Source organism: Anaeromonas frigoriresistens (genome assembly GCF_016820655.1).
Taxonomy (GTDB): Bacteria; Bacillota; Clostridia; order Tissierellales; family SIT17; genus Anaeromonas; species Anaeromonas frigoriresistens.
Genome location: NZ_WSFT01000029.1, coordinates 24,449 through 44,377, shown reverse-complemented (window position 1 = coordinate 44,377; position 19,929 = coordinate 24,449). Strand labels below are relative to the sequence as shown.

Annotated in this window: 26 protein-coding genes; all 26 read right to left on the bottom strand. The window is 29.8% G+C overall.

The window, feature by feature from the left end; all coding sequences use genetic code 11:
• Positions 1-61 precede the first annotated feature (61 nt).
• On the bottom strand, positions 62-433 hold the full coding sequence (locus tag GOQ27_RS07125) for a hypothetical protein (protein WP_203366154.1): 372 nt from the start codon (positions 431-433) through the stop codon (positions 62-64).
• Positions 434-438: 5 nt separating this feature from the next.
• The gene (locus tag GOQ27_RS07120) at positions 439-1,191 is read right to left on the bottom strand and encodes a hypothetical protein (RefSeq protein ID WP_203366153.1); all 753 of its coding nucleotides are present in this window, start codon (positions 1,189-1,191) and stop codon (positions 439-441) included.
• 218 nt (positions 1,192-1,409) lie between these two features.
• Positions 1,410-2,588, bottom strand: coding sequence for an N-acetylmuramoyl-L-alanine amidase (locus tag GOQ27_RS07115; protein WP_203366152.1), 1,179 nt, complete (start codon positions 2,586-2,588; stop codon positions 1,410-1,412).
• Positions 2,588-3,034: a phage holin family protein gene (locus GOQ27_RS07110; protein ID WP_203366151.1), complete on the bottom strand. Its 447-nt coding sequence runs from the start codon at positions 3,032-3,034 to the stop codon at positions 2,588-2,590. Before GOQ27_RS07110 ends, GOQ27_RS07115 begins: the two co-directional genes overlap by 1 nt.
• A 73-nt stretch (positions 3,035-3,107) precedes the next feature.
• The gene (locus GOQ27_RS07105; RefSeq protein ID WP_203366150.1) at positions 3,108-4,154 is read right to left on the bottom strand and encodes an acyltransferase family protein; all 1,047 of its coding nucleotides are present in this window, start codon (positions 4,152-4,154) and stop codon (positions 3,108-3,110) included.
• 95 nt (positions 4,155-4,249) lie between these two features.
• On the bottom strand, positions 4,250-6,136 hold the full coding sequence (locus GOQ27_RS07100; RefSeq protein WP_203366149.1) for a glycosyl hydrolase family 28-related protein: 1,887 nt from the start codon (positions 6,134-6,136) through the stop codon (positions 4,250-4,252).
• Entirely contained in the window at positions 6,136-7,152 is a 1,017-nt protein-coding gene (locus GOQ27_RS07095; RefSeq protein ID WP_203366148.1) for a hypothetical protein, read from the bottom strand. Before GOQ27_RS07095 ends, GOQ27_RS07100 begins: the two co-directional genes overlap by 1 nt.
• A 1-nt stretch (position 7,153) precedes the next feature.
• Positions 7,154-7,984, bottom strand: coding sequence for a phage distal tail protein domain-containing protein (locus GOQ27_RS07090; RefSeq protein ID WP_203366147.1), 831 nt, complete (start codon positions 7,982-7,984; stop codon positions 7,154-7,156).
• A gap of 3 nt (positions 7,985-7,987) precedes the next feature.
• A complete protein-coding gene (locus tag GOQ27_RS07085; RefSeq protein WP_203366146.1) occupies positions 7,988-9,706 on the bottom strand; it encodes a phage tail tape measure protein in 1,719 nt (572 codons plus the stop codon).
• A gap of 297 nt (positions 9,707-10,003) precedes the next feature.
• The gene (locus GOQ27_RS07080) at positions 10,004-10,381 is read right to left on the bottom strand and encodes a hypothetical protein (protein WP_203366145.1); all 378 of its coding nucleotides are present in this window, start codon (positions 10,379-10,381) and stop codon (positions 10,004-10,006) included.
• Between the two features lie 48 nt (positions 10,382-10,429).
• Positions 10,430-10,960 (bottom strand): hypothetical protein, encoded by a 531-nt coding sequence (locus GOQ27_RS07075; RefSeq protein ID WP_203366144.1) that lies wholly within the window; start codon positions 10,958-10,960, stop codon positions 10,430-10,432.
• 11 nt (positions 10,961-10,971) lie between these two features.
• Entirely contained in the window at positions 10,972-11,349 is a 378-nt protein-coding gene (locus GOQ27_RS07070; protein WP_203366143.1) for a hypothetical protein, read from the bottom strand.
• A gap of 4 nt (positions 11,350-11,353) precedes the next feature.
• Complete coding sequence (locus GOQ27_RS07065) at positions 11,354-11,680, bottom strand: HK97 gp10 family phage protein (protein WP_203366142.1); 327 nt, start codon at positions 11,678-11,680, stop codon at positions 11,354-11,356.
• Entirely contained in the window at positions 11,680-11,991 is a 312-nt protein-coding gene (locus GOQ27_RS07060) for a phage head closure protein (RefSeq protein ID WP_203366141.1), read from the bottom strand. Before GOQ27_RS07060 ends, GOQ27_RS07065 begins: the two co-directional genes overlap by 1 nt.
• Entirely contained in the window at positions 11,992-12,276 is a 285-nt protein-coding gene (locus GOQ27_RS07055) for a head-tail connector protein (protein WP_203366140.1), read from the bottom strand.
• 2 nt (positions 12,277-12,278) lie between these two features.
• Positions 12,279-12,479 (bottom strand): hypothetical protein, encoded by a 201-nt coding sequence (locus GOQ27_RS07050; protein ID WP_203366139.1) that lies wholly within the window; start codon positions 12,477-12,479, stop codon positions 12,279-12,281.
• 48 nt (positions 12,480-12,527) lie between these two features.
• Positions 12,528-13,763, bottom strand: a complete 1,236-nt coding sequence (locus GOQ27_RS07045; RefSeq protein ID WP_203366138.1) for a phage major capsid protein — start codon at positions 13,761-13,763, stop codon at positions 12,528-12,530.
• Position 13,764: 1 nt separating this feature from the next.
• Positions 13,765-14,466 (bottom strand): head maturation protease, ClpP-related, encoded by a 702-nt coding sequence (locus tag GOQ27_RS07040; RefSeq protein ID WP_203366137.1) that lies wholly within the window; start codon positions 14,464-14,466, stop codon positions 13,765-13,767.
• A 13-nt stretch (positions 14,467-14,479) separates the two neighbouring features.
• The gene (locus tag GOQ27_RS07035) at positions 14,480-15,625 is read right to left on the bottom strand and encodes a phage portal protein (protein WP_252187770.1); all 1,146 of its coding nucleotides are present in this window, start codon (positions 15,623-15,625) and stop codon (positions 14,480-14,482) included.
• Positions 15,626-15,639: 14 nt separating this feature from the next.
• A complete protein-coding gene (locus GOQ27_RS07030) occupies positions 15,640-17,427 on the bottom strand; it encodes a terminase large subunit (RefSeq protein ID WP_203366136.1) in 1,788 nt (595 codons plus the stop codon).
• Positions 17,390-17,755, bottom strand: a complete 366-nt coding sequence (locus GOQ27_RS07025; protein ID WP_203366135.1) for a hypothetical protein — start codon at positions 17,753-17,755, stop codon at positions 17,390-17,392. Before GOQ27_RS07025 ends, GOQ27_RS07030 begins: the two co-directional genes overlap by 38 nt.
• Before the next feature lie 87 nt (positions 17,756-17,842).
• Positions 17,843-17,983, bottom strand: a complete 141-nt coding sequence (locus GOQ27_RS07020; RefSeq protein ID WP_203366134.1) for a hypothetical protein — start codon at positions 17,981-17,983, stop codon at positions 17,843-17,845.
• Positions 17,973-18,272 (bottom strand): HNH endonuclease, encoded by a 300-nt coding sequence (locus GOQ27_RS07015; RefSeq protein ID WP_203366133.1) that lies wholly within the window; start codon positions 18,270-18,272, stop codon positions 17,973-17,975. Before GOQ27_RS07015 ends, GOQ27_RS07020 begins: the two co-directional genes overlap by 11 nt.
• A gap of 39 nt (positions 18,273-18,311) precedes the next feature.
• The gene (locus GOQ27_RS07010) at positions 18,312-18,803 is read right to left on the bottom strand and encodes a hypothetical protein (RefSeq protein ID WP_203366132.1); all 492 of its coding nucleotides are present in this window, start codon (positions 18,801-18,803) and stop codon (positions 18,312-18,314) included.
• 74 nt (positions 18,804-18,877) lie between these two features.
• Positions 18,878-19,090, bottom strand: a complete 213-nt coding sequence (locus tag GOQ27_RS07005) for a hypothetical protein (protein WP_203366131.1) — start codon at positions 19,088-19,090, stop codon at positions 18,878-18,880.
• 60 nt (positions 19,091-19,150) lie between these two features.
• On the bottom strand, positions 19,151-19,738 hold the full coding sequence (locus GOQ27_RS07000) for a hypothetical protein (protein WP_203366130.1): 588 nt from the start codon (positions 19,736-19,738) through the stop codon (positions 19,151-19,153).
• Positions 19,739-19,929 lie beyond the last annotated feature (191 nt).

The following is a 19,929-nucleotide window of genomic DNA, read 5'->3' as shown; positions in this document are numbered from 1 at the left end:
GTAAAGACATAAAAAAAGACCAAGTTTTAACTTGGTTCATTTCTTTACTTTGATAACCATATTAATCAATTTCCGCTAAAATATTCTTATTAACTAAAACAGAGGATTCTTTTTCTTTTAGTTTCTTCTCCCGTCTATGCTCAAGTATATAAGTTTGTTTATGATGGCTCAAATTCATTATAAATATAATTAACAATACTACCGATACAATTCCCATAGCTACATATTTAGGTAGATTGTCTCCTGGTATAAGGGCAAGTGCACATATTAGAACAGCATATATTAAAAATATATACATACTAAAGCTCATTATAGAGGTAGCATTAGTCTTTTGTGCATAATCCCCTGTATGATTTATTAAATCTCCTGTTCCTCCAAAAAAAGCGTTAATCTTACCTTGTGTTTGAGAGTTATCCTTAGATTCTTCAGTCACAAAAATCAACCCCTAGTATCCTGACATAAATCATTGTTAAAGGTATTCATAAGCTCTTTACATATATAACTTCTATTAACATAAATACCTATATAAGCTATAAAACACATTAAAGAGGTGCCAATAGATATAATTGCCGGTAAGAAATCAAAGTTAAAGAAACTAATAATAAGAAAGCTAAAACTTAGAGCTAATAGTATTTTTTTATTTTTATTATACTTCTTATTTACTTCTACCTGAAAGCGTTTATCATGAGTAATATTATCTATTTTATCTATTTTATCTCTAATTTCTAAAATTATATTTATATTTCTGTTTGTTTGATTAATAAGACTAGACAATCTCTTTTCTTTTATATCTTTATAAATTGGTTTATGAATCATTTTCTTAACTTTTAGCAAATTCATTTGAACTTCATCTAATACATTTTCTAAATTAGTTATTGATTCTAAGTATATATCTTTAATTCCTTCTTTTTCTAATTCAGCTAAAATTTCTCCTAGACCATTATTCACTTTAATTAAATTTGGGCCATGAATATTATTAGATTTTTCACAGAAACTCATAATATTATTTTGTAAGTCATTATTTATCCTTCGAAGTCTAGATACTCTCTTTGTAACTAATTTCATAAAAAATAAATCCCATTTATTTTTAAAGCTGTTTAAGTATGATTCATTCCAAGTATGTAATGTTAAAACCTCTCCCATTATAATTCTCTCCCTCTTTTTCCATATTCCTCCTATTTTCTTAGTCATATTATACACCTTCTTCTAAAATATTTCAACTTTATTAATATAAATATGAAGTGTATTTAATAATTTATGTATTTATTTTATACCCCTCACTTTAGTAATTAATTTTTTATTTTAAACCCCTATTTTCTTATTGATTGTTGTCAACGTTAATAATTCTATTCCATTATTTTTAAATCTCTTTAAATGAAGACCAGAGATTTCTCCCTGGTCAATTGAATCTATTCTACTTTCTCTATTTCTATTTTATCTGCTTTGTCTAAATTCTCTTTTACTTGTTCTACTATATTATCTGTAACCTTAAATGCCCCTATCTGCTCTCCATTAATAATTACTCTTCTCGTAGGAATATTGATTTCTTTGATAATATTATTTAAAGCTCTTACAGTTTCTTTTCCAGCATACCCATCAACTTTTAGTCCATACTTAGCTTGGAATAATTTTATAGCTCCTCTTGTTTCACTCCCATAAATACCATCCACAACTAACTTAAATCCTATCTCTTTTAAAGTTTGCTGGATTAGCTTTACTTCGTATCCTTCATCTTTAGTAGTGAAGTAACCTTTACCTGGTAAATCTATTATTCCATTCTTTTCTAACGCTTCAACTACTTCTCCAATTTTCTCTACAGTATTAGGACCTACATAACCATCTACTTCTAGATCATAAAATTCCTGGAACTCTTTCACTGCTTCTAAAGTATTAGGTCCAAAGTTTCCATCTATCTCTAATTCATATCCTATGATATTCAACTCTTCTTGCATAAAGGATATCTCTCTATCATTATCTGCAATGGTCCAATATCCCTTAGCTGGTAAATCTATAATACCATTATTGTATTTTTCTTTAATTCCATTATCTTTAGTAGATGTTTTCCCCTCAAATACTTCTCGATATGCTTCAATAATTAATCTTCTTTTTTCGTCTGTATTAGAACAGTGTTCTCTATGACTACCATGTTCTACTATAATTCCATGAATACCATATCTCTGAGGAATTCTAATCATACCATAGTAGTCAGTGCCATAGGAGTTTTTTCTAGTTCTTACCCCTCTAAATTGAATACCTAGTTTGTTAGCTACTGTTTTGCCTATCTTCTCAGCTACTATTTTATCTTCTGGCCTAGATACAGAAATAAAACATATTACTCCATCAGTTGGATAATTCGTATGAAGAGATACTAGATATTTGCTCCCATTTTTCTTGGCCATAGCTGTTCTATTTGGAAAGCTTACATCTTTACCATTGTACCTGGTAAGGGGACTACCAAACTCTTTATTAAGCGCTAATCCTAAGAGTAACATATTATCCCCCTCTGAGTATCTATTGGAGCAACGAGGAGCAATATTAGCTCCTGCATAATGTCCTGGGTCGAATGTAGTATTGTTTACACTAAACATTATATCTCTCCTTCCTCTCTAACCTTCTCTTTCATATCGTCTATAATTCCTTTACTAGAGTTTTCTCTAAGTTGCTCTAATACTTTAACAATGAAAGGCGGTAAAGATACTCCTATATTTCCTATATTCTCAAGTATACTTATACCTTCATTGCTTATATAAAATAGAGCTGTTGCAGTTCTAAATAAATTAGCTTGATTATTTGTTATCCTATCTAATTGAGCTGCTAAAATTAAAACTAAGAAAATCATAGCTTTCTTAAGAATTCCTAAAAAGCCTATGCTTGAATTGAGTTTCTTTTCCTTTAAAGCTACTCCCAACCCGGTGAGATAATCAACAACAATTAAAATGCAAAGTATTTCTAGTACCATATCCCACCCTCCTATTAGTCCTGCTATAAAACCTATAATACCTGTAGCTATTAATTTAATCGATATATTACTCATTTTCTTCCTCCTTTTTTGGACATAAAAATAGGACTATTCCTAGTCCTTAATTTATTTAATATTAATTTACTGATTATGAATTATTCTTTGAGATTAAAATATACTTTCTCTTTTCAAATCTTATATTCTTCAACCTTTCAATACCTATAGAAATCATTATACAAGTTACCAATAATACACTGAAAATTATAAGTGGATTTTTAAATGAATAAATTATTCTTTTAAAATAATACTCATATATAAATGTATGAAATAAAAATATATTAAAAGAGTGGATCCCTACAAAGGTTAGAACTTTTTTAAAACATTTTATTTTAGATATATATTCGTAACTTATGAGTATTATAATCAACCCAAAAAAACCATCAATCTTTTCATTTATTAGCTTAACTCCATATCTTCTAAAATACACTATGAGTATCAATATAATTAAGTAAATCATTAACTTTATATATTTATTCCCTATTTTAAAACTAGTAATATTAGAAATAACTTTTCTTTGAGAACAAAATATTCCTATGATAAAAGGGAATACCCAATATCCATATAACCCGATAGGATCAAAACTTCCAACTTTATGTCTTGTAATAAACATTAAGTAATAACTTAAACACAAAGATAAGATTGGATATTTTTTCACTAATCTATTCAATAATGGAAAAAATAAATATAATCCTATAACTAAACTCATATACCACCAAGTTGCATTATAACCATTAAAGCTAAAAAGCCTTTGTACTCCTAAAATATTAAGAAATAATTTTGTTATGACATGGTCTCCATATACAACTTCAAAAGTTCTATTAAATAAGACTATCCCCATAGGTACAAAAAGAATCCACATTAATAAATAATTTTGATAAAGCTTTCTATAATATTTAAGGTAAAAAGTTCTAAGAGTATATTTTTTCTTACTATAGCTTTCACTTAGACCATAACCACTTAATATAAGAAATATTGCAACACATACCTTGCTATAGTATGAGATTATCTCTGCAATATTAAAAGAGCTAAATGACTCTATATAATTTGCATTATAAAATAAGTGATGCCAAAGTAATAGGAAAATTGCTATGCCTTTTAGATAATTAGTGTCCTCTTTTGTAAATTGATTCTCCATGCCATTTATCCCCCTAAGTAAAAATAACTACAATATATTATAATACACTGTAGTTATTTTTACTAATATATTCTAAAAATTTGCAAAGAAGGTTTTTATACTGTTATTCCATCCATCCTAAGCCAATTAGCTCCATCATAAATAATAGGTAATCCTAAAGTAGCATCAATAATATAATCAAACTTGCTTGGAGTTAATTTAGATCTATCGACTACCAACATACTTCTAACTCTAACCTTAGCTCCTGCTACTGCATTCATATCACCATACCCTGACTTTTCATGTTTATAACCGTTGCCCATTATTACAGTAATAATAGAGTTACTGTTCATCTTATGGTACAATCCACCGTTATTATTATAAATGTTGTCAAACTTCAAGCTTTTTAATTCACCATAGTCATAAATAATAGAGTCTCCTGGAGTATAGGTATTATACCATTCAACATTTGATATCTTCATAGAATCAACAATAGATGTTTCGGTACTCTTAATGAATATTCTCTCTATATCTGAATCAGCTTCTAGTTCACGTCTTAATATCTTATCCAAAGTAATAGATTTAATATGAACATTATCTAATAATATTAAAGCTCCAAATCCGGATACTTTTTCTTCTCCATTATCAGCAAATTTAACAATATCCTCAAACACTAAATTATCAAAAATACTTTTTTCTGTGGTTTCCCATTCTATAGGAGTTTGAACTTTTATCACTTCCCATTTACAGTAGCCTTTTACCGTTTGAACAGTTACATTAGAGACCTTTCCCCCTCCTTTTGAATATATAGCTATACCTCTCATACTTAATTCATTAGTTCCATTTTTCTTTCTAGGGAAAATATTTGTAATTTTAATATTTTCTGAGTTCCCATAAACTAGTCCAGTATCTATTCCTTCTAATGTAGCAATTCCAGAAGAAACAGCTACAATATCATCATTTGAATAACCTCTAATATTATTTATAATTACATTTTTCCCTATTCCAGTTACACCATCTCCGTTCACTTTACCACCATTTTGGGATGGTAAAGGTTGATCAAATTCTATATCGTCAAAAATACAATCTTCACAATCAAGATATGCAATTCCCCATGCTTCAATTTCTTTGGTTTTTAAATGTTTAACTTTTAACCCCTTAACTTTATAGAATAATAGACCCATTCCATAATATCCGGTTAAAATATTTCCAGTAGAATAATCCCTAGTTTGATTCAAAGCATTACCATCCCAGTTTCCACCTATAATAGTTATGTTACTATTTCCATTTACCAAATCACTATTTTTAACTATATAGCAATTAGCACCATTAGCTAATTTTATTGTAGCTGTAGGATCTATTATTAAAGTCGTATCGGAAGGTATTTTCATACTATCACTAATCAAATAAGTACCAGGACCTGGGATGTAAACAGTTCCACCTTCAGCTAACGCTTTATTTATAGGAATTATATCATCTGTAACCCCATCTCTTTTAGCACCGAATCCTATCATTACATTTTTTAGTCCTGAAATACTTTCTGCCAAATGAAATTTTAAAATTGTTCGAGTATCTTGAATGTTTTCAATACCAGATACTTTATTTTCAAATCTCGCAAACTCCATTTGATATAGATTACCACTATCATCTAGATTTTCTTGTGTCAAACTAGGATAGTTAAATGGGTCAGATATTATTTTAAAGGTACCTTGGTTAAATACATCCAATGTATTTTCCTGATTTAAATCTATTTCAAATACTAAAACTGAGTATAATATTCCACTAGCAACTGATGGAATTTCAATTATAGTGTCGCCTACATTTCTAAGTAATCTACCATAAATAGAAAAGTATCCATCAGATATAACTAAATTTCCATCTATATCTGTAGATACTTCACACCCTTTACTCACTCCTATCTTTCCTTGATATATATGATGAATTTGATGGGCAAAATCTTCACTTTTCATTAATTGTTTATCAAATGTTATTGCTCTTATCATTAAATCACTCCTTTCAACTTCTCAATTAATGTCACTTTCATATTGCCACATTTTACAATATAAATATTGGAGTTTGATTTCTTATTTATTTCTCTAACAAAAGTATGGTATATTCCGTTATCATTAGTTTTTATCTTTAAGTTTCTCCCTATATAAAAGTCATTAATATCATATATCATACTATCTTTAGTTAAGTTAATCTCAATATTATGTTGATATGAATTGCTTTTGAATGTATCTAAAGCTTTTTGATATGCTTCATCATCAGTTTCACATGTCTCTACTTCAATACTACCTTTAGCACGATTAGGATTATTCTTATCCGTAGTTGTAGTTCTATCAGTTAGTAGAAAATAATCAAAGGTATTTCCAGTTCCTTTTGATAATACGGTAACTTTAGATACCACATCAACACTATAAAATTCTTGGTATGTTATTATATCCTCTATAGTTGCATCTACTTCTAAAACTTCTGCATTAGATCTATATATTATAATATCAAGTGTATCTTTATTAAACTTATAGTCTAAATATATATCATATCTCTCTTTTACATTACCTAAATATGTTCTAAGGTTATATATTCCATCATTTGTATCTATACTTGCGTTTATCGGAGTATGAGTAGATACTGATACATTAATATAAGTTTTATTTAATAGATCATCATTAGAAATGACAAAGTTATCTTCTATTGTTTTCTTAATAAAGTCCTCTATTCCGGTATTAAGTATAATTTCTTCATTGCTTAGTATTACTTTTCTATCAAATATATTATCTATTTCATTTGCATGTATTATATATGTGATCCTATATTTCTCAGTTTCTATGTTTTCAATAATACCTTTATATCCTTCATCTTTATGAATTATATAATCTCCTTCATTTGCTAAAAGCTTTTCTGCAACTTTAAACTCACTTTTACCAGTCAAATTTATATCTTGCTTTATATCATAGCTACTATCCTGAATTATATCTTTTATTTCTAAATTGTCTTTAGATAAAATGTATAGCATATTACACCCCCTTATAGGCAGTAATTATTCTAAATACTATTTTATTTATATTTCCGGTATCACTGGTAATCTTAAGTCTACTAAATCCTGTTGGTAGCTTAAAAAAGTTATCATTTTCTAATTTAAGACAGTTAGGAATATTTATTTGATTGCCTTCTTCATCTTCTAAAGCTACATAATTGTTACCATTCCTAGCTGAATATATAAGCTTTTGACCTTTTTCTATAGTTATATCAAAAACTACTTTATATTTTAGTTTATCTCTTAAATATAGCTCTATGGATGGTTTTTGAGTATATCCATATATCTCAGCTATAATCTCTCCTTCTATGTGACCTGTATTGTTATAGGCTACTGCTACAGATGAATAATCATTGAATTGAAAAGGAAATGGCATAGAGTATCTACTTTCTCCTTCCATTTCCTCAATTACAAACCTTTTATTATCCTCTGTATAGTATAAACTTTTACAACATAATACTAGCTCACATTCTATTGTACCTCTATTCTTTATTACATTTGTTATAGCCTTAAAATCTACATCTCTATAGTATTCAGTGTCTAAAGGTCTGTATATAATCCTTAAGTTTTGAGATCTTTCTATATAATCTATGAAATTCTGGTATTTTAAGTAATCGTCAAATACTAACGTCCCCGATAATTCACCTTGTTTTATCTCTTTATTGTCCCTTTTATAATAATTCCCTACCCTTACATAACTTAATTCATTCTCATATCCTAATCCATTTAAACGTTGAATTAGAGTTGTATCTTTAAAGTTTCTAAGGTTATATTTTTCGTTTAATTCATTTATTAGATATGCACTTTTCATAGATTACAACTCCAATCCAAATCTTTTATTTACATAGTTAAATGCTCTTTCTAGCTCTTCATCATTCATATTTTGAGGGTAGAAATTTAATATTATTTTATTTATAACTTCATTTGCTTTATTATTTAATCTCTTAGCTATTGCCTCAGCGAGTGGGAACATATGCTTACCTTCAAGAGGCACTATTCCTTCTCCACCAGCTTCTCCACCACCAAGAATAGAATTACCATCTATTCCAAAGGGAGTAGGCTCATTCATATATCCACCTTTTGCATACCATTTAACATCCAGCTTTGGAACTGATAATCCCGGAGGAATAAGATCTAATTTCCCTTTAAGACTAAAGTGAGGTAATTTTATCTTAGGTAAACTAATTTTAAGACCACTAAAGAAACCTCTAATTTTTGCTATTTGACCTCTAATAAAGTTAACTGCTGTTCTAATTGGACTCATTATAAAGTCCTTAGCCTGATTAAATTTATCTCTAATATAACCTACCGCACTAGACACACCAGAGACTATTCCATTCTTCATATCTATAAATACATTTTTAATTCCTCTACCTACCGCTTTCATTTTATCCCACAGAAGGCCAGCATAGTACTTCACTTTATCCCAATTCATATACAGAGCCACACCTATTGCTATAAGAGCTCCAATAATTGTTATAACTATTCCTATTGGATTGGCAAGTAATGCTGCATTTAGACCATGTTGTGCTAATGTTTGAGCAAAAGTACTAGCTTTCCATGCTGCCATAAGAATTTTCATTTTGCCTATAGCTGCATTTATAGTGGTAATTACTTTAAATGCTATCAATGCACCTAATAAACCACTTAGAATAGGTATTAGTATATTTGCATTATTTTTTAAAAATCCTAAAGCATTCTTAAACTTATCAGTCACTTCCCTTGCTTTTTCCATCGCATCTTTTATTTTTGCTTTAATTTCTGGACCATTAACTACCATCCAATCCAAAAACTCTTGTAATTTTGGTAGTACGGCAAGTCCAATCTTTGATACAATTCCTCCAAGACTTCGTTTCATACTATCCATAGTATCAGTGAATTTTACCCCATCATTTATAGCTTTATCACCTATAACAATACCTAGTTCAGCTGCTTTCTTTTTAGCATCTTCCAAGCTAAGTGCTCCATCATTTAAAGCTGGCAACATATCTCTTGCTAGTTTAGTTCCAAACATTTCAGTGGCAAGCGCTGCTTTCTCTTGTTCATTTTTCATCCCAGATAAAGTTTGTACTGCAGTAGCAAAAGCATCTTCTGTAGAAATAGTACCATTTTTAACATCATCCATATTTATTCCTAGTCTTTCTAAAGCTTCAGAGTATTTTTTATTACCATCTGCAGCTGCTCCCATTCGTTGATTTAGTCTACCTACACCTTTTTCTAATTGTTCTTGTGCTAAACCATTTTGAGATGCCCAATATTCTAGTTCCTGGTATGCTTTCATTGATATACCCATTCGTTGAGATCCTTTATGAATTGCATCTGCAGTTTTTGATGCTTTTGTGGCCATACCTAAAAGAGCTCCTCCTGCTGCAGCTCCTCCCATTATTGCAACTTTACCCATAGTTTTAATAGCTTTACCCATGTTTTTAAAAGTCTTATTTACTTCTCTTGCTTGTTTATCAGACTCCTTCAACTTCTTAATAGAATCTTTATTATCAACAAGTACTGAACCATATAATCTAAAAAGTTCCAATATCTTAACCTCCTTTCTTAGGAGTAATTTCTAAAATTTCTTTCATTAATTCATCTTTACTTCTATTATCTTTTATAATTTTTTGTGGTTTAATTTTGTCATAAAAATCCTCGAAAGTTTCAAAATTGCTTTCATCATAATTAGGGAGTACTGCTAGATATAATCTATAATAATGTTCTTTATGCTCTTCCTCTTGTGCCTTTTTAATTAACTTTATTGACCTTCTAAGGGGTAATTTAAATACATAATCTATATTGCTATATCTCTTAAGCAGGAGATCCTCTATAAACTCTTTGTCTATTCCCCTGCTTGAGATAAAAAATCTTCAAAACCTTCTGTTTTAACTAACTCCATAAAGAATGTTTTTATTTCTTTTAAACTCATTTTAGAAACTTCTTTCATAGGTTTACCAGTAAGATCAGATATAAGCTTTTTGATTTCTTTTTTAGCTTTATGCATCCTCTTTACAAATTTAACTCCGAGATCTAAACCCATTTTTAAGAACATTTCTTTTCCCAATTGTTCCTCTTGTTTTTCTTTTTCTTCATTATTTTCAATGAAGTCAATTATTTTCTTTGAATCCATATACTTCTCTATCTCAACATTTAAATTCATCTTTTCTATAATCTCACTTAATAAGAATACATCTTCTAAGTCAAATTCTTTGATTATCATATTATTTCATCCTCCTATATATAAAAAAATAAGAGGGATTTAATCCCTCTATGCTGCAAATTCTACGTTCCAAGGTGGAGTATCTCGTGTTGTCTCGTCATAAGTAGCTGTAAACTCTAATTCTGGTACTGCTTCATTTTTATCTTCTAGAGTCCATTCTATATTCCCCATGTTTAAAGCATTTTCTAACTTTATGACTACTGATTTACCATCCTTAGTCTTGCCTGTCCATGTCACGTCATTATAATCTCCCTCTGATATTTTTAATGTACTAGTCCACTTATTACCAGTAACAGTAGGAGGATCTCCTGTTGACAACTCTGTTAATGATGTACCAGGATAATATTTCGTCATATCTTCTGCATTAAATAATTCTAAAGCCTTTACTGTTAATTTTGCAACTTCACTGTCAATTACTATTCGCCCTTTAACAGGTCCTCTATCACCATCTGCTTCAATTTGTCTCATTTCTCTCTCTACCACAAAGGCACTCCCACCTCTAGTAAGTCCTACTGGTATTGCCCCTATAGTTATTACTCCATGTCCTAATAATATCTTTTCAGCTGTTACTTTTGGCATATGCTTACCTCCTATCTAAAATATACTCTTGTGTTATATCTTAAATTTATTAAATTCTTTCCTCCTAAGTCTTCACTTCCTACAAACTGTCTACCTTCTCTTTTAAAATGAATATTTAATCCTGGGATGTTTAATACTTTATTATTTATATTGTTATCAATAATATCAGCTAAATTCTCCATAGCTCTAACTGATTTGTTTCCATCATCATATACATCAATATGGATGTAATAATCTTCCGAAGGAAAACTATCAACTAGATTATCTAATACATAAATAATATAAGGAAAAATAGGGTTTTGAGGTGCTCTATTTCTATATACTCTAGGATGATATTTCTTCAATTCTTCTAATACAGTATCTGATAGTAAATTAGTATCTATATTCATATAGTCACCTCTTACCTATTTCATTTAATGCTCTTGCTAATAACTGTTGTATTAAGTCTTTATATTTAATCACCACTGGCTTTATGGGATCATTATGGTCATAAACAAATGGAGCATAGAATATTTTAAATCCAATCTGTAAGTCCATTTCTTTTTTTCTAGCCCAATATTGAAGAGATTTTTTTAGATATCCAGTTCTACGTGGTACTTTAGTTCTTGCTTCCCTTGCAATTCCTTTACCAATCTCATTAAATACTCTATGAGGAGCTTCTTCTATTTTAGGTATTATTTTGTCTAAATTACTCTCAAATTCATAGGCTTTTCTAGCCATTATACTTCACCCCCAGTAAAACTAGTTACTGTTAGTTCTGTTTTTTCTCCCTTATCGTAGGCTCTTATGATGTCATATTCTTTCCCATTTACTCCAATAGGAAATCTAATTTTTTCATTGTTATTAAATTCGAAACTATGGACCTCAAATACTAACTCCGGTTTTAATCCTAAATTTCTTGCTTCATAAAATTCTGATTGTCTAACACTTTTTTTATTAGCAAATATAGTGGTCCATTCTAAAGTTTGTATAACCTCTCCATGCACTATAGTTTCAATATAGTTTCCCAGTTCTATTACTTCATCCCACATCTATACCACTTCCTCCGTATAATCTGTGGAAAGTGTTAAATGAGTCTTTAACATTACATAACTATCCATAAATTTTTCTGCATGAGGATTATCATATCCAAAGTTTGCTTTACAATATAAAATTACTGCTCTCTTAATCAAAGGATCTGTTTCAGTAGTATTAATTTTATTCTCTAAAACTCCTGATAGTTTTAAATCTGATATAGCAGCATCTATTAATCCTTCAATTTCTGCATCAAAGGCATTGCTTTTTATTCTTAATGATAATTTTACATCTTCAATCATTTCTACTCACCTACTTCACATGAATAAGGCATTAAAACTATCTTTACTCCTGATTTCTTATGTTCAGATTTGACTATATCTGAAAGTAATTCAAATTCTTCCTTATTTAAAGGTTTATTGGCCTTAAAAACAATAACCTTATCTTCTTCTTTTACTTTAATTGTCTCTTTATCTGATTTCTTAGCTTTATCTCCATTTGCCATTTGATACACCTCCCTCAATAAGAAAAAGAGAAGGGATTAACCCCTCTCTTATACTGCTGCACCTTTCTTAACTATAATTACTCCATTAGGATCTAATATCTTACCATCTGCTACTAATATAGCTTTATCTACATACTGATTGGTGTCATGATCTAACCATCTAAACATTGTTATTTGCATATTAGAGTTAATACAGTAATCTGATAACTTACAGAATACTGCTACAATATCTCCAGTAGCTGCAGAATCATAAGGAGCAATTACATCATCCTCAACTAAAATTACTTCTCTTCCTCCAAATCTCTCTTGTGGTCCATTAGTAATACCATAGTTTGTTCTCCCTATTGGTTGGCCATTATCATCTACCATTCCATCTATTTGACCTTCAAATGTACCTGCAGCCATAATGAATGATCCACCAGCTCTATATGATAAAGGTATCTTAGCAAATACTTTTGTTTTCCATCCCTTCCAACTAGATATTTCAGTTGGTGATAACTCTATTTTTTGTTCTGCTGGTATTCTAGTATCTACAGTTATTCCTTTAGGCTGACCTACACCAGTTCCTTTGATTATAGCTTTATCCATAGCCTTAATCATAGCCTCAACTATTAAATCTGTAATAGTCTTTTCAAATATTGCTAGAGTAGTAACATCTGTCAATAATGATATTGCTATCTTACATTCCAACCCATGGTAGCTAAATGAAACATTTGTATTAAGCTGTGTTTTCTGTCTATCAGAAGAAGTGTTTTCTCCAATCCACTTAGCAGTAGGTTTTAATGATAAAATTGGTACTTCTACTCCACCTTTAATATTTGTTTTTCTAACTCTATTAAATATCTGGCCATAGGACTCCATCTTTTTAATTACTTCTTGCATTATGGTAGTAGGAATTACTGCTCCTGCATCACTTGTAGAAGTGCTTTCATTTACATTCCTTAATGTTTCATTCATTTCTCCAGTTTTACAGAAATTCATAAAAGCATTTCTATATTCAAATGTATTAGTTATATCATTGATTTGTTGTACTTTATTATCAATATTGTCCACTACTTGACCCCCTTCCACTTTTATAGAGTTATTTTCTAAATTTAACCCTTTAGTTCTATCTTTTAAAGCATTCATATTAACATTTGCTTTAGATGCTTCTTCATATTTATTGTCTAAGTCTTCTATTTCTTTCATCTTAGCATTAGACTCATCAATCTTTCCTTCATTAATAAGATTCTCAACCTCTGTTAATAACTCATTTCTCTGTTTTAAGTATTTTTCTTTATTCACTTTACATCTCTCCTTTTAATTTTAATAATTGCAGTTTTGCTTGAGCTTTTTGTTGCATAAAAATATCCGACTTATCAATAGTCGGATTAAACTTATCTTTCATATTTCTCATTTTATTAATTACATCATGAGGAATTATATTTGAGACCCCAATACTAGCTGATAGCTTTAAATTATTATCCATGAACATGATTTCATCAACTAATTTGTATTCTAATGATTTTTCTGGAGTAAGCCAGGTTTCTTTGTTCATCATATCAAGTAACTCTTCTTTACCCATTCCACTTTTAATCATATAAGCATTGGCTATTGTACTATTATAATCTTTTAGCATTATAGCTGCATGCTCCATATCTCTATAATCTCCTCTAATTCCTCCAGAAACATTATGAATCATTATTTCCGCTGTAGGTGAAATCATCAACTTATTTACACCCATTCCTGCTATACTTGCAGCACTTGCAGCTACACCAACAATTTTTCCTATTGTATTTCCATTATAAGATTTTAATAGGGTATATATTTCTGATCCTGCAAATACACTTCCTCCAAGAGAATTTATTATGACTTCAACTTCTTCACCATTAGCTTTATTAAGTTCATCCTCCACTTCTTTTGGACATGTGGAGTCCATTTCAAACCAATCATAAATCCATTTTTCATCATTATCTACAATAGCACCTTTAATATTGATTTTTCTCATCTACTCACCTCCTTTACTCGCTTGTAGGTCTAGTATCTAATCTTCTTACATACTCATCTCCACCTTCTCTTGGTGCATAGTTCATAATTTCTCTTAATTCATTAGGATTAAATATTCCTAATTCCACAAATTTAGATAATCCTAATTTAGTACTCATGCTAGCAAATGTTAAATTAGAACTCTCAAATATAATTTTATTTCCAAAACCTCTTTCACGTCTTGAAAATAACTTTCTAGTATATTCACCAGATAATTGCATTACCACAGGCTCTATACTTGCTTCATAATATGAAATCCATTCATTTTCATTGTAATTTCCTTGAATTATTTTTTGATTAGTATTAAAGAACGAATGTATCCTATTTACTGTAGACTCTGTTTGCTTGTAGTTTGGTACATAGTCTTTAGGCTCTACTTGTATAGCATCTACTTTCGCATCCGTACCTGCAGCTCCTACTGTTTCACTTTCAATATTCATAAAATCATCTATAAATTGTTTAGTTTGTTTCTTTATATCCTCTGGTCTTAAGGTCTGATTAAACTTAAGTAACCATTTAATGATATTAGAGTTTTTAATAGCTTTAACTATTCCTTGATCAGATGTATTTACAATTTCCATTAAAGGTGTTAAGGATTGAGCTGGATTGTCTCCAAATAATTCATTATCATTAAAATCTTTTCTTAAGTGAATGATATCTGTATACTTAAATGTAACTGTTTTGCCATTATTCAAAACGAATCTAAGATATAGTATTCCTTGATCACTTTGTATAGCTTCACTACTTGTAGCAGAAATAGGATATATAGCTATGGGATAATTATTTTCATCTCTTTCAATATAAGCAAAAGCATTATTGTTTAATTCTAATTGTATTGCAAGTTTTTCTTGTAACATTTGTCCTGTCATATAGGGGTTAGGTTCTTCCAGTAGAAACTTCATATATGGTTCTGGATTTACTTTTAATCCTTCTGGACCATTCCTTATATGTTTTCCTATTATCTTACCTATAGCTTGAGCCTTTGGTCTTATAGCTGACCTAACAATATCAGATTGATATAATTTCCCATTCCAAGCATAAAAACCATTACCTCTATCTGTTATCATTTTATAACTCGATACTGTAACTCCTTTATTCCAAAACTTATTAAATATACCCAATAGATCACCTCCCTCTAGATTAAATTAATATAATCTTCATAATGTCTCTCCAATGCTACACAAGCATCTAGAAGACTAGCTGTACCATCTATCCTTCTTCTTCGATTACTAGTCTTAACAGGTTGTATATTGCCATTTTTATCTACATCTATAGAAGTGTTTGATAAACACCATTTTAAAATAGGATTATTATTGTAATTTATCTTTTTACTTGCTAAATCTGCTCCTAATGATTTCATAGGTCCACTTAAACTTTTTTTCCCTTGTATTACTGGCTCCATACCATCTTTTCCAAAGTAATTCCTCATTTCCTCTACATAATACTCTGCAGACCATCCATCATATCCATGCCAGGGAATGTAGATATCATATTCATTTTGAACTTCCTGGAACCATTCTGTTACATACTTATAATGAACTTTATTACCTGGTGTTGTTCTCAATAATCCTTGTTCTAGCCATATATCATAAGGGATCTTATCTTCTTTAACTCTCTGATCAAGTAATTCTTCAGGTAACCAATACATCTGAAGTACATAAATTGTAGAATCATTTGGAACCATAAATATAACTGTTCCACAAGTAAGGTCCGTTGTAGATGCAAGGTCAGAACCACCAATTCCATACCTAGGCTTTAATATGCTTAAATCATAGGTTGCTGGATTATTTAATTCTTCAAATGTTAACCATGTTTCTGTTGAAGTTTCTCTTATATTAAATTCTTTACAGACAAAGTTTTTTTCTAATCTTAAATTATTCGCTACTCTTTTAGACTTATCTTGTAATGCTCTTAACTTCTTTATAGTACCTAAGCCAGGATTTGCTTTCATCCAATTATTTGCATTTCTCCATTCGCTTTTCTTATCTAATTCATAAATAAAAAACAAGGTCCTATCATCAACCTCGTTTCCTAATTTCATATTGTTAAATTGGATTTCTGCTTCTTCATATATTTCATCAAATATATCTTCTCTTATAGTCCCAGCTGTTGAAGTCATACTTATTAAAGGTTGTTCCCTAGCAGTTATACCATCAGCCATTATATCGTATAGTGCTCTTCCATTTTTCCATTGATGCCACTCATCCATAAGTACTACATGAATATTTAATCCATCTAGACTATCACTGTCAGATGCTAGGGCTTTAAATACACCGTCATTGAGTTCAAAACTTATTTCTGATACTAATGTTTTTAATCTCTTTCTTAAAGCTGGTGATTTTTTTACCATCCTTTTAGACTCAAGCCATATTATTTTTGACTGATCCTTTTTGGTAGCTACTGCATAAACTTCTGGACCACCTTCACCATCTCCAATTAATCCATATAAACCCATAATTGAAGCTAATAAAGATTTACCATTTTTCTTTCCAACAATAAGAATAACTCTTTGATGTTTTCTATTACCTTCAATATCTATGAATCCATAAACACTTGCTATATACGCTTTCTCCCAAAGTTCCAGTTCAACTCTTTGACCTGCTAATTTTCCTTTGGAGTGTCGACAAAAATTTTCAGCAAATTCTATTACATGATTAGCTCTCTTACTAGAGTAAAACCATTCTTTATATCCATCATTATTTATCCATTTAACTATTTCTTCATACTGCTGATATACTTTTTTTGAGACTATTATTTTATTGCTTTGTATTTGCTCCCAATACTCTAATATGGGATTATAATTTTCAGGGTATTCTTTAAGACCATCAGCATTAATTCTAGGTTTTATTTTTCCAAAAATAATATCAGGATCATTTCTCAGATATTTAGTCGGTTCTAGAATTAACGAATTTTTCAAATCCATCTCCTACATCCCCCTTTGGTTCTTTAGGTAGTAGATTAATCAATTTATCGTATGCAGTAGTATATCTATTAATCATTGTGTTATATGATTTCTGAGATGGATTTTCTACAATCATTTTTTGAGAACCTTGAACAAAATTATATGTTGGACCTTTGGTTTTAATATTATCTTCTAATATCTGAAGAGTAATAGTCATAAAAGCCACTCTTTCAATTAATCTCATTGCAAGTTCCTTTTTATCTTCAGAAATATCTTTAAATAAATCTAACATTTTATTAATCTCTTCATCTATTAGTTCGTTTTGTTTTTTCTTGCTAAGTTTGGCCATTATTTTATGCCCCCCCTCATGGAAAATTACCTGTGTGTTAAACGGTTGTACCCCCACCGGTCCCTGTAATATTAATATATTGCTTCTTTATGGGGGGAGTATCATCTTCCATTCTCCTCCACACTTACAAGACTTACTCTCATCATATACCTTCCAATTTAGATTACTCTTCTCTTTGTCTATTGGAGCTTCTTTTCTACACTTATTACAGACTACTCTAATATCCATCCTTGATCAGCTCTCCTCTCTCATTGAATACCAATCCTTCTCTTGTTGCTTCCTTCTTCTTAAAGGTCTTCTTGTTGTGACATGATAAACATAAGTACTGTAAGTTATCATGATTCAATGTTATCTCTGGATCATTAATATTATCTGGAGTTATCTCCTCTATATGGTCTACAATATATCCTGGATTACCACAGTGTTCACATATACCAATTACTTTCTTTATATATGCAGCTCTACACTTCTTCCAAGCTCTACTCTTATAAAACCACTTAGCCCATTCCTTTGCCATATAATCTCTCCATATAAAAAAGACACCCTATTGGATGTCTTATAGTTCTATTTCACTCTCAACTTTTATATCATTATTTATTGCATTCATTACTTTAATGAAACTAAAATTAGTAGGTGGTAATTCGAATGATAAAACTTTATCTTCATCATAATTTATTATTATGTATTGATTAAGTTTACCCTTCTTTTCTTTTTTACCAATACCAGTCATTCCACCTATTACTGCTCCTAATGGACCTAATGCTAAAGCTCCAACTACAGCTCTTCCTCCAACACTCTTTTGTTTTTCTATTATTTCTTGTTCATTTAAAAACTCAGCTCTCTTAATCTTATCTACACTTAAGTTAGCTTTCTTCTTTTCCCCTGTCCTCTTATCCTTAAACTTAGACTCTATTATTACTTTCTTTTCTTCTTTATTGTAACTTAATTCTACTAATTCACCTTTAAAGAATAAGTCCAATCCATCAAAGAACTTTACTTGTGTACTAACCACATTGTCATCTTTATTTTTCTTACTAAATAAACCCAAAATAAATCCCTCCTTTTTATATTAATTATAATATAGTTAGGAAGGATTTAACAATTAAAATGTATTGTTCTAATCTACAAAGGAGGAACTATTCCTTTTTTTCTTAAACCTTTTTTAGTATCTTCATTTATTACCTGTCTTATATCTTCTCTAATTTTCTTGTTGTTTTCTTCTATTGCTTTGGAAATGGCTTTTCTTAAATTTTCAGCAGAGACCATGTCACCTTTAGCAATTCCATTATTCTCTAATATTTGGTTGATTTCATTTTCACTTAAACCAAGTTTCATGCTATCACCTCCCCTCTACTTACAAACTTCTACATAGAAAGGAATAATCCTCCATGTTATTTATTTTTTGTCTGATTTAGGTTCTAGAGAAAACAAATATTCTAAATAACTTTCGAGAACATCTATGAATGACAAAACATCCCTGTAATCTATACTTATAAAATTACCAAATATATCTTCATCTACATATACAGTAGTTTTAATTTTATTAACTTCAGTATTATCAACTTCTCCTCCATTATGTATAATCAAATTTCTTATTCTTCCCCACTGTTTTATTTCATTCCATTTATTTGATTTCACATTATCAAAACCAATCACTTTTTCTAAGTAAGTAGCAGATCTAACTATACCTTTACCATATAAATCTTCCACTCCTAAATCAATTTCAAGCAATGTTTCACACAGTCTACAAAGTTTTATCATAGTTTTTTCTAATAAAGCATATGATTTTAAAACTAAAGATTCAGATAATGTCCATTGAAAGATATCATTTGATAAGTTATCTATCCCCAAACACTTATTATTTTTATAATTATCATTGAGTATAGAAATAAGTTCTTTCAAGTTATAAAGGTGTTCCTTTGATACTGTATATATGAATTCTGATTCATTCTTGTAATATTTATTAAACCTTTCTTTATTCATTACTCTCTCCTCCTATTTTGTTTATTCTCTATAGAAAGGAATTTTCCTCCAAATTATTTATGTTTTATACACTTTGGCCATAAACAATAAGAAGTTGTTTCATTAATATATTTTAACCAAGTGCAACCGTTACACTTACTTTCATCAAATTTTTTATTTGTATATTTCATAATTTCACCTTCTCAGTATAA